The 12,376-nt window shown below is 49.8% G+C and carries 5 protein-coding genes; 2 read left to right on the top strand and 3 right to left on the bottom strand.

Translation table 11 applies throughout. The annotated features are described in order from the left end of the window. Window positions 1-76: 76 nt before the first annotated feature. A complete protein-coding gene (locus NATSA_RS02790) occupies window positions 77-1,021 on the bottom strand; it encodes a protein-disulfide reductase DsbD domain-containing protein (protein ID WP_210510218.1) in 945 nt (314 codons plus the stop codon). A gap of 74 nt (window positions 1,022-1,095) precedes the next feature. Between NATSA_RS02790 and NATSA_RS02785 the strand changes: the two genes are divergently transcribed. After that, window positions 1,096-3,381 (top strand): hypothetical protein, encoded by a 2,286-nt coding sequence (locus NATSA_RS02785; RefSeq protein WP_210510216.1) that lies wholly within the window; start codon window positions 1,096-1,098, stop codon window positions 3,379-3,381. Here NATSA_RS02785 and metH read toward each other — a convergent pair. After that, the gene (gene metH, locus NATSA_RS02780) at window positions 3,318-7,064 is read right to left on the bottom strand and encodes a methionine synthase (protein ID WP_210510215.1); all 3,747 of its coding nucleotides are present in this window, start codon (window positions 7,062-7,064) and stop codon (window positions 3,318-3,320) included. The genes NATSA_RS02785 and metH overlap by 64 nt on opposite strands. 146 nt (window positions 7,065-7,210) lie before the next feature. On the opposite strand from metH, the gene NATSA_RS02775 reads away from it, so the two are divergent. Next, complete coding sequence (locus tag NATSA_RS02775; RefSeq protein ID WP_210510213.1) at window positions 7,211-9,952, top strand: CotH kinase family protein; 2,742 nt, start codon at window positions 7,211-7,213, stop codon at window positions 9,950-9,952. A gap of 237 nt (window positions 9,953-10,189) precedes the next feature. Here NATSA_RS02775 and NATSA_RS02770 read toward each other — a convergent pair whose 3' ends face one another. Next, the gene (locus NATSA_RS02770) at window positions 10,190-12,289 is read right to left on the bottom strand and encodes a S9 family peptidase (RefSeq protein WP_210510211.1); all 2,100 of its coding nucleotides are present in this window, start codon (window positions 12,287-12,289) and stop codon (window positions 10,190-10,192) included. Window positions 12,290-12,376 lie beyond the last annotated feature (87 nt).

Genomic DNA, 12,376 nt, shown 5'->3' with positions numbered 1-12,376 from the left:
TCAGTGAGTGCCGCTGCCAGATTAACCGAAACATACAAAAAACAATACGACATATAATATATGCAGGAACAGACATTTAATCTAAGGATTCAATGACATCGGATTGAATTTCCATGGATTTGATATCAGCATCCCTGACCCAGCTCTGCATTCCGGATACGACACCCCGGATGGTATCAGGTGCTGAGCTCAGATAGCGGGAGGCCTTCATCCTGATTTTCAACTTATCACCTTCTCTTGAGATATCCTGAGGACTGGAATGATCGATCCGGCCCTGCTCATAAGGGAAGAAGTATAACTCGTCAGTATCCGGAAAGCGGGCGTCATTTTGTTCCGGTGAAAGTGTGATAACAAATTCCGCGCCATCAAACCGTGTTTTTGCGCTCCAGGCTTTTGATAATGACGGGAGTGACTCCTCTGCCTTACGGATGTACTTCCGGGCATCATCATCAAATCCGGAAAAATTTCCGCTGCCGTCAATTTCAAGTGTAATTCGGTCCGATTCAGAAATGCAAATATCCTTGCATACCAACCAGTTCATATCGGCTTCCAGATGTTCATAATGAGTTTCGCCGCTTCGGTCACGTTCTTTGACATGCATTGGAACCAGCAGGGTTACGTGATTCGAATATCCGTAGGTTGTGACACCATCCTCATCAAAGCGGGCTGGTTGAGGCCATTTTATTTCTCCGGGCTCCAGTAACGGATGATCATCCCAGGAAATCCGCGTAGGTAGTCCGGAATCACCCGGATTTCTCCAGTAAACGTGCCAGCCCTCCCTGATCTTCATATGAACACCAACCATCACAGTATCTGAATCCGTCATTTTTGAAACTTCAGGAATCAAAGTTACCGAAACGTGCTGCTCATCCACAACTTCGGCCTTTCCTGTATGGACGGCACGGACAGACAGGGACTCTGTTTTCTGTTTTAACGCAACGGCGGGATGCACCAGGGCAGTTGACACCAAAAAAAGCGCAACGGATGCTCCGGCAGCCATTCGGATGGATTTATACTTCATATTTCTTCATTATGACGTAATTTGATCTGTTATACAGATTAACTAACAGTTTTGTCAGTTCTAACGACAAGATATTGGAATTATTCAAAAAAACGATCATCCGGAAACGAACCGTCTGGCTTCCGGCGCTTTCCATTCTGGCAGGATGTTTGCTGCTGGCGTTTCCACTGATACGGTCTTTCCACCTCGATTCAGCCATTATTGGCGGTGTCCTGGGCGGATCTATCGCAGTATGGCTTGGATCCGGCCGAAACGCACGTGACCGCAATGTCTTGTGGATAATATCGGCTGTTTACCTGGCAGCCATTCCCCTCATAATCCGTGATCTCGCAACCGGATGTATTGATGCCGATGGCCTTGCATTCTGGATATTCATCCCTTCCTTCAGCATTTTTTTCGGATACGGACTGGGCAGGGCGGGCCGGTATCTGTTCCCCGTTAGCGGCCGGATTGTTTCCGTAACTCTGTTTCTGATGTTTCTGATCCTCGGAGCAGTTGTTCCGTTTTTCCTTTTTCCGCAGCTCTTTTTTTACAACCACATATTCGGATACTGGCCCGGAGCCATTTATGATGAAAGTGTCACTTTCCCCGGCCGACTGATTCTCTTCCGGATCATTTCGCTGACATGGATCGGCATTTTCTGGATGATACCCCACCTGAAAGGATCGGACCGCGTGATAAAGGGGATCTTCGGATTGCTGCTGATCAGCCTCATCATCAGTTACACCATGATGCCGCAGAACAATCTGGTCTCGCCAGAAACATCCATCCGGAAATCCCTGGGAGGACACCATCAAAGTGAACATTTCGATCTTTATTATTCAGAGAACCACTTTGAAAAAAAAGAGATCGCCTTTGTTTCCCGGCTTCACGAGTTTCATTTCTCAGAACTGAAAGACACTCTGAGCGTCTTATGGCCTGCAAACAAGCGCATTTCAAGCTATTTGTACGGTAATGAAAGACAAATGCAACGAAATACCGGTGCGAGAGGGGTCAGTTTTGTGCCGGTTTGGCAGCGGACACCGCAGCTGCATATGCGGAAAGAGAGCGTGGACCAGACGCTTCGTCATGAACTGGTGCATGTCCTGGCACGCGAATTCGGCAACCGGACACTGAATGCCTCCTGGATTATCGGACTCGTCGAAGGCCTGGCGGTGGCACTGGCACCAGCGACATCCACAAGACTGACATCAGACCAGCTGGTGGTGGCCAATGATGCTTTTCTTGACAAAGAACAGATCAATCGACTTTTTTCGATGACCGGTTTTTACCGGGAACAGTCATCAGTTGCGTACTCCGTGTCCGGCTCGTTTACTGCAGTGCTGCTCGAAAAGTATCCTGTAGATTGGTTCAAGGAGGCCTATGGCGCATCTTCACTTGAGCTTGCCTATGGGGATGTAATGGATGAGGCTGTAAGGGCCTGGCACGAGAAACTGGAACAGGTGAGCGTGGATCCGGACGAGAAGGAGCTGGCAAAGGCGATTTTTTCCATACCATCCATATTTGAAGCTTCATGTCCCAGAGTGTATAGCGGATTTGACAAGCACAGGGATGGCTGGAGACTTTCCATGTCGGAAAAAGATACTGCTACTGCCATGCATCACCTTGAAAAGGCCCTCTATTATGAGTCCGACTGGAACAGAGGGTGGACAGAATGGATCCGGCTGAAGCTTGAAACAAGGAACCAGGATGATGAATCATCGATAGCGGACATCCTCCGGAAGGAAAAAGAAATGCCGGAACATGCAGCCATATCGTTGCTTCTGACGGATGCCAGGGTACTGTCCGGGAAAAAGGACGATGCTTTTGAAATCAGGGAAAAGGCGATGCAGGTTGAAGATTTGCCGCTGCGCGTGAGAAATGCATGGGATTTGAGAGGAGATGGCATTTTCTGGAAAAAACTGGCAGAGATCCTTTATATGGAACACCCGGATTTTGAAATTCTGGACGGTGTATTGAGCAGGCTCGGACCACGTGAATCAATAGCAGAAGCGGATCTGATTCTGGCATTTTTTTCAGAACTGTTCAGGCGCCATTCGTTTCCGTCCGGTTGGGAAAACCACATTGCCGGCGAGGATAATCAGACTGAATATTTTAAAGCTTTGATCAGCAAAGTGTTCAGATCGCCCGTCAACCCACATTTTTCTGAAACCTATCGAAATATGATTTATCTGGCAGGTGAAAAGGGCATACAGATCTCTTACGGGGAGCTATTCCAGGCGCATGACTGGAGGCCGGTTCAGAAAAAGCGCCTGCAGGAAGCAGTTCGGTTTTATGAATTCAGCACCACCGGTCGTCAGACTTCCGATGCATCGGAGACATTGCTGGACACGCCGTTTTCCTCATCACTTCCGGAGTAATCTTCCGGTTCATAGCCAAGGACAGGAGCCAGCCATTTTTCTGCTTCTTCCAGACTCATGCTTTTTCTGCACGCATAATCGGCGACCTGATCCCTGAAGATGTTTCCGACAGAAAAATACTCAGACTCCGGATGTGCAAAGTACCACCCGCAGACAGAAGCCGCGGGATTCATGGCATAGCTTTCCGTCAATGTGATGCCTGTTTTCTTTTGGGCATCGATTAGATCGAACAATAACGGCTTTTCCGTATGATCCGGATTGGCGGGATATCCCGGAGCCGGCCGGATTCCGCGATAATTTTCCCGAATCAGATCGTCATTGCTCAGCTGCTCACCGGGGGCATAGCCCCAGTACTCCTTCCGGACTTTTTCATGAAGCCATTCTGCCGCTGCTTCTGCCAGACGGTCGGCAAGAGCCTTAAGCATTATGGCGCTGTAGTCGTCGTGCTGTTCCTCAAAATGTTTCAGCGGGAGCTCTATTCCATGTCCGGCCGTTACGGCAAACGCACCGATGTAGTCGGCCAGCCCGCTCTCCTCCGGTGCGATATAATCAGCCAGACAACGGTTGGGCTGCCCCTTTCTTTTTTGTGTCTGCTGCCTGAGCATTCTGAGCGTGGCGCGGATCTCTGACCGCGATTCATCCTCATAAATAGCGATATCATCCCCAATGCTGTTTGCAGGGAATATACCGCATACCACAGCAGGTTTGAGCCAGTTTTCATTTGTGATCTGATCCAGCATCTGCTGAGCATCATCGAATAGCTTGCGGGCCTGCTCGCCATAGGTGCTGTCTTCCAATATAGCGGGATACTTTCCCGACAGCTGCCAGGTGATAAAGAACGGGGTCCAGTCGATATACCGGCGCAGTTCATCCAGCGCGGGTACCGGCACATCAATCAAACCCGTATGATTCGGCGCTGTGATATCCTCGCTGCGCCAGTTGACCGGAGTCTTGTTATACCTGGCTGCTTCGATGGATACCTTGTTCTTTTTCTGTGTTCTTTGGCTGTGACGGTCTCTCAGGCTCTGATACGTATTCCGGACCTCCTCAACAAAAGGATCTTTCTGTGAATCGGACAGAAGGTTGCTTACAACGGGCACGCTTTTCGATGCGTCGAGCACATGAATAACCGGCCCGGAGTACTGGGGGGCGATTTTAACAGCGGTGTGAATTCTGGATGTCGTGGCGCCGCCAATGAGCAGAGGCGTTTTCATCTCCCTGGCCTCCATCTCTTTGGCGATGCCGACCATCTCATCCAGCGAAGGTGTAATCAGTCCGCTCAGTCCGATCACATCAGCTTTACTTTCCAAGGCTTCATCCAGAATTTTCTGCGCAGGCACCATCACACCAAGATCGATGACATCGTAATTGTTGCATCCCAGCACAACGGCAACGATATTTTTCCCGATGTCGTGAACATCACCCTTCACCGTGGCAAGCAAAACTTTTCCTTTTGGACGGTCATCCTGAAGCTGCTTTTTCTCCTCTTCAATATAGGGGATCAGCCATGCCACGGCTTTTTTCATCACCCGTGCACTTTTGACCACCTGGGGCAGAAACATCTTGCCTTTGCCGAAAAGGTCGCCGACCACGTTCATTCCGTCCATAAGAGGACCTTCTATGACATCCAGCGCCTGGTCATATTCTTTTCTGGCCTCTTCGGTATCCTCATCAATATAATCTACAATTCCCTTCAGAAGCGCGTGTTCCAGTCTTTTTCCGACTGGCCGGGACCGCCATTCGTCCTGCTTGCTTTCAACCGAACCCTTTTTCTCTTTTATGGTCTCTGCAAAATCAACCAGTCGTTCCGTGGCATCATCCCTGCGGTTGAAGAGGACATCCTCGACGCGTTCCAGCAGCTCCCTGGGAATTTCTTCGTATACTTCGAGCTGACCGGCATTGACAATACCCATATCCATTCCTGCCCGGATGGCGTGATACAGAAACGAGGCATGCATCGCTTCGCGCACCGGATTGTTTCCCCGAAATGAAAATGAAATGTTGCTGACCCCGCCGCTCACTTTGGCATGGGGCAGGTTTTTCTTGATCCACTCAGTGGCACGGAGAAAATCAACCGCATAGTTGTTATGTTCCTCAATTCCTGTCGCGACCGTGAGAATGTTGGGGTCGAAAATGATATCCTGCGGGGGGAAGTTAATTTTGCCGGTAAGCAGGTCGTAGGCGCGCTTGCAAATTTCAATTCGCCTTTCATAGGAGTCTGCCTGGCCTTTTTCATCAAATGCCATTATGATGACGGCGGCACCATAATCCCTGACTTTATGAGCCTGTTCAAGGAATGCATCTTCGCCCTCCTTGAGGCTTAGTGAGTTTACTATCGCTTTACCCTGCAGGCACTTGAGTCCGGCCTCGATCACGGACCATTTTGAGGAATCCACCATAACCGGCACCTTTGCAATATCCGGTTCCGCCATGATCAGGTTCAGAAAGGTTGTCATCACTTTTTCGGAATCAAGCATGCCTTCATCCATGTTGACATCGATGATCTGGGCACCGTTTTCAATCTGTTCGCGTGCAACAGACAAGGCCTCCTCATACTGCTCTTCCCTGATGAGTCTGGCGAATTTTTTGGATCCGGTCACGTTGGTGCGCTCGCCGACATTGACGAAATTGGTTTCAGGCCGCACGACAAGGGGCTCGAGGCCGCTCAGGCGGAGATAGGGTTCGGCCTGATGCACTTCGCGTGGTTTGAACTGCAAAGCGGCATCCGCAAAGGCGGATATGTGATCCGGAGTGGTGCCGCAGCATCCGCCGATCATATTTACCCATCCCTCTTCGGCATACGACCGGAGCTGCTTCGCCATGAATCCGGCCGATTCGTCATATTCACCGAACTCGTTGGGAAGTCCGGCATTGGGATACAGTGTGACCGGCACGGTGGCGATTTGTGATAATTCCCGGATGAAGGGTCGCATCTGTTTTGAGCCGAGAGCGCAGTTCAGACCGACGCTCAGAAGACCCGGTATGTGGGAAACGGAAATCCAGAACGCCTCGGTTGTCTGGCCGGAAAGGGTGCGTCCGCTTTGGTCCACAACGGTTCCGGAAATCATGACCGGGACCGGATTGCCGGTTTGCCGCCGGTATTCCTGGACGGCAAAAAGCGCAGCTTTACAGTTTAAAGTATCAAATACCGTTTCAATAAGGAGCACATCGGCCCCGCCATCCATAAGGCCGGGTATCTGGGCACCGTAGCAGGCCGTCATTTCATCAAAGGTGACTGCCCGGTAGCCGGGATCGTTGACATCAGGAGAGAGAGAAAGTGTCCGGTTGGTTGGGCCTATCGCACCGGCAACAAAACGCGGTTTGTCCGGAGTTTTCTCTGCAGCCTTATCGGCAGCGCGGCGGGCCAGTTTGGCCGACTCAAAATTGATTTCATAGACCAGATCTTCCAGATCGTAATCTTTCTGGGAAACCGGGTTGGAACTGAACGTATTGGTTTCAATGATATCCGCTCCCGCTTCAAGGAACTCCTCATGAATGGAAAAAATGAGATCCGGCCGGGTGATACTGAGAAGGTCATTATTGCCTTTCAGGTCGCAGGAGTGGTTTTTGAATCTGGTACCGCGAAAATCATCTTCAGAAAGATTGTGCTTCTGAATCATAGTACCCATGGCGCCGTCAATGACTAAAATTCGGTGCCTGAGCTCTTTTTGTATGGGGTGCATCCGGATACTGGTTGTAATGATACGTTTGCAGATAAATAAACGTTTTGTTTAAACGGCAAATATACGAAATTTGATACTCTTGTTTCATGAGCACCGTATTATGCTGACTCCATTCACTGTACGCCACCTGTTATTTTTAGAACAATATGGGGAAATACTGTTACTGCCGGACCACCTGCTTTTTCTTTTGTGCGTTCTTCATCATTATTATTACCGGATATTCCAGCACCAAATCTGCAGAAAACCGTATTTCCGGTAACACGACTTCCGGAGCGGCGTTGGTCATAAATGAGTTTCTGGCGTCTAACAATGAAAATATTGCAGATGAAGACGGAGATAATGAGGACTGGATCGAAATTCTGAACACCGGCAATGAACCAGTCGATTTGAATTGGTTTGGTTTAACGGACAGGGAGGGCGATTTTTTCCGGTGGGTTTTCCCGGATACAACCATCATGCCCGGTGAATTCATGATTGTGTGGGCCTCCGGCAAGGACCGAAGCACCCCCGGAAAGCCCCTTCATACCAGTTTCAGAATCGCCAGCGCAGGTGAACCGCTCAGACTGAGCGATTTTAACGGCAACCTGATTGATACTGTTCCCCCCGTCTTTCTGCCTACTGATTTTTCGTATGGTAGAAAGCCGGATGGTTCTGACCAGTGGGTCTACTTCACAGAACCTACTCCGGGGGAATCCAATACCTCGGAGGGAGTTAGTTTACTGCTTGAACCGCCTTCCTTTTCCCATGAGGGCGGATTCTATTCCGAACCATTCGATCTAAAGCTTGAGGCTCCGGATGGGTACGAGGGAGTCCGGATTTTCTATACAACCGACGGAAGCAAGCCCGGCCCTGATAACGGCACCGAATATCACGAACCGGTGAGAATCGATGACAGGACGCAGGAGCCCAATGACATTTCGATGATTCCGACAAACAGATATTCTCCCGATCATCAATACAATGAGAACTGGGAAGAGCCTTCCGGGCAGGTGTTCAAGGGTACGGTTGTAAGGGCTGTGAGCTGGGCACCGGATTCGAAGTCCATCGAAACAGCCACGCATACGTTTTTTGTCGGAGATCAGCTGGAGGAGAGATATCAGCTTCCGGTGTTTTCGCTTGCTACTGATCGTGACAATTTCTTTTCACCTGACAGCGGTATCTATGTAAATGATAATTTCTGGAACAGGGGGGCTGACTGGGAGCGCCCGGTTCATGTTTCTTTTTTCGAAACCGGAGGCCGGCCCGTCTTGTCGCAGGATGCCGGTGTGAGAATCCACGGAGGCACCTCGCGCGGACGACCGCTGAAATCACTGCGCTTGTATGCCCGGCGCTCCTATGGTGAAACCTGGTTTGAATATCCGTTTATTCCGGATGCACCTGTGGAAAAATACAAACGGTTTCTGCTGCGCAACTCCGGCAACGACTGGCGGCGCACCCTTTTCCGAGACGCACTGATGCAGAAACTCGTCGAACACACCACGGTTGAGACCCAGTATTACCGTCCGTCCATCGTTTTTATCAACGGGGAGTACTGGGGGATCCATAATATCCGGATGCGGTACGATCACCGCTATTTTGAAACCATGTACGATATGAACCGGGATGATCTGGTTCTGCTGGAGGGCGATGCCGGGATCAAGGAAGGCAACGAGAGCGACCGCAATGCATATTTGCAGCTGCGTGATCGGCTGGAGCAGGAAGATGTGAACAATCCCGTTATCTGGCGAAATTTCGTTGAGCAGATCGACTTCGACAACCTGAGGGATTACAATATTGCGAATATTTATTTCAGGAATACCGACTGGCCCGGAAATAATATCGACTTCTGGAGAAAGAGGACCAACGGTGCGGTTGATGGTGCCCCGGAGGGCCATGACGGACGCTGGCGCTGGCTGCTATACGATACCGATTTCGGATTCAATCTTGATTACGATTATGTTCAGGGCTATCAAGTGGAAGCAGAACACAATACGCTTGCATTTGCCATAGACGGAAGCGGCAACTCCTGGCCCAATCCGCAATGGTCAGTTGCCATGCTTCGGGGAGCGCTCAGAAACACGGCATTCCGGCACGATTTTATTCACCGGTTTGCGGATCTGTTGAATACGGCATTTGACGCGGATCACGTAGTCGGTGAAATTGACAAAATGAAAGCGGTTCTGGATCCTCATATCGATGAGCACATTCGCCGCTGGAGAGGTCCTGAAACCAGGGCGTTCTGGGAAGAGGAGGTGGAGTCAATGCGGCGTTTTGCAAGAAACAGGCCCGATACCCAGCGCAGGCACATCGCTTCCTACTTTAATTTACCCGGAGAAATGAATGTGACACTGGACGTGAATGATCCGGACGGAGGGTATATTACTGTCCACACCATAGATATTGACAAAGATGTGCCGGGAATTCCGGATGATCCCTGGCCCTGGACCGGGATATATTTCCGGGATGTACCTCTGACCATAACTGCCCGTCCGAATGAGGGATACCGTTTTGCAGGATGGGATGGTGCCGACAGTGGCAGTGAAGAGATAACAATACGTACTTTTGAAAGTGAAATGTCGCTTAAAGCCCGCTTTGAAGCCACTGATGTATCAGGTAGTTATACCGGAGAAGATGAGGACAAGCCATCTGAATTCCGGATTGAACCGGCGCGACCCAATCCGTTTAACAGCAAATCGACAATTCGGATTGCCCTTTCCCACGATACCCATATTCGCTGTACGGTATACAGTCTTGACGGAAGAGTCGCCGGGCGCATGCATGACGGATTGCTTCGTGCGGGGTATCATGATCTCCGGATTGATGCCTCAAACTGGGCAAGTGGTATCTACATAGCCGTAATTGAAGGCGGCGGCTTAAGAGAAACGATACCGGTTACGCTTATCAGATAAAAATCCGGAATTGCCTGTAATCCGCAGTGGTTTCGGGTTTAAACAAGGTGTATATTAATGGCAGAACGTTATAAGCAGCCCCCGAAAAAAAGCAAAGCCCGTCCGGTCAAGGACGAGCTTTTGAGGGGAGGGTATGGTATGGTTTCTATAACAACTACGATGGCAAAATATTGTACATCACGTCAGCATTTTATGTGATAATTAACAATATTTTACGCATTGGTATATATTTTATATTTAATCCGTTTTATCAGGTCCTGCACCAAGATAACGTTCTAACCAGCTGTGGAATTCCCCAAACCAGTGGATTGAATTCTGCGGAGACAGAATCCAGTGATTTTCATCAGGATAGTAGACCAGGCGCGCATCAAGTCCCATGCCTTTGTATACCCCGTAAACTTCAAGTGCATGGGTCAGCGGGACGCGGTAGTCCAGCTCCCCGTGAAGAATAAGCATCGGTGTTTCAAAATTTTCAGCATACAGAGCGGGATTCCATTGCTGCATGCTGTCGGGGTCCTCCCAGGGTGATCCGCTGTAAGCAGCCTTTCGGTGATAAGTCACATCTGCCGCAAACTGGGTCATGATATTGTAGACCCCGGCGTGATTTATAAGCGCCTGATAGCGATCGGTGTGCCCTGCAATCCAGCTTACCATATATCCGCCATAGCTGCCTCCGGCCGCTGCGGTTCGCTCAGGGTCAATGTAATCTCTTTCCTCCAGATAATCCGTTGCTTTCATGATGTCCCGGTAGGGCAGTTCGGAATGTGCTCCGTGAATGGATTCCGTAAACTCCTGGCCAAAACTGCTTGAACCGTGGAAGTTGGGCATGGCAACGACATATCCCGGCGATGCAAAAAGCTGGGCATTCCACCTGAAATGAAAGTCATCACCAAAAATTCCGTGCGGACCGCCGTGGATCTGTACGAGCAGAGGCCATTCTTTGTCTTCGTCAAAATCCGGCGGATACACCACATACATCTGGATATCTTCGTCGTTGGCACCTTTGTAAGTAACATTTTCCACCCGGCCAAGCGCGATATTATCCATGATGGAATCATTCAGTGTCGTGAGCTGTGAAAGGCGACGTCCGTTTGTTTGAATGCGGAAGAGCTCGGGCGCCTGTTTCAGGGACCGGTGTACAAATACGAGCTGATCTCCCGTCAGGATGGCTCCGGTGTTTGTACCACCGCGGTAAATCTCCCGGACCCGGTCATTTCTTATTTCATAGGAGAAAAGGGACGTTTTTCCACGGTCCTGAGCAGTAAAGTGGATCTCCCGGTTGTCTTTGGACCAGATGAAGTTGGAAGGGGAAAGATCAATGCCCTCATGCACTACTTTTTCAATTACTTCCCGGTCTCCGGTACTCCGGTCATAGAATACCAGCCGGGTGCGATCGGCATAAAAATCAGTGCGGCGTTGTTTGCCGTAAAGCAGAGTGTTGCCGTCCGGACTGTATACCGGACTAACATCGTTGGCCGGATTGTGCTCGGTGATGTTTTCCAGTTCGCCGCTGCCGTCGGTCGGAACGAGAAAAATGTCATAATTCAGATACTCGTAGGGCGGCGGATTGCTGTTTGCAGATACGGCAATTTCACTGCCATCGGGTGAGATGTCGTATTGCGGTGATCCCATCATGGCAAAATATCGCTTTGAACCCGGCATCAGATCAGTAATTTCACCTGTCTCTGTATTGAGTTTGAAAATCCGCGGGTAGCGTCCGTCCGTCAGCCATCGATCCCAGTGTCTGTAGATCCGGTTTTCTGTCACTTTAGCACTGACCTTGGAATCGTCCTGCTCTTTGATCATTTCCTCGAGTTTTTCAAAGTCTCCATCATATCCCGGAAGGACATTGGCAGAAAACGCGATATGTTTTCCGTCGGGAAACCATTTCGGAGCGGAAACAGCTACGGGGAGATCTGTTTTTTTAATGGCCTCACCGCCGTCTGCAGGAATCAGGTACAGCTGTGCCGGCCCGTCATCTCTGCCGGAAACAAATGCGATCTGTGTGCCGTCAGGGCTCCAGGCGGGCTGCCGGTCCGCATTCTGGCTGGTAAATTGCTTTTCCTTTCCGTTCTCAAGGCTTCGGACATATAAATTCGTGCTGGACTCATTGGTTTCGATATCATATCCGGTCACCTGATAAATGATTTGGTCGCCATTTGGTGAGGCGTCGCCGGTAGTAACTCGCTTTAAATTCCAAAGATCTTCTGCTGTAATCGGCTTCTTATCATCATAACCGGAAGCTGTTGACTTCGTTACGGCTGAAGCCACAAGAATCAGGCTCAGCAGGAAAACGGACAATCGAATATCTGAAATACTGTTTTGTAGAAAATTCATCTGTTTCAAGTTTTGGATTTGTTATGACGGATCTGAGAGCATGACAGTTCTATTTATTTGCCGGGTGTCGGTTTTTTTACTTTGTCA

The sequence above is a fragment of the Natronogracilivirga saccharolytica genome, from assembly GCF_017921895.1.
Classification (GTDB): Bacteria; Bacteroidota; Rhodothermia; order Balneolales; family Natronogracilivirgulaceae; genus Natronogracilivirga; species Natronogracilivirga saccharolytica.
The sequence above is the reverse complement of the archived record's forward strand: the minus strand, read 5'-3'. Positions and strand labels throughout refer to the sequence as shown.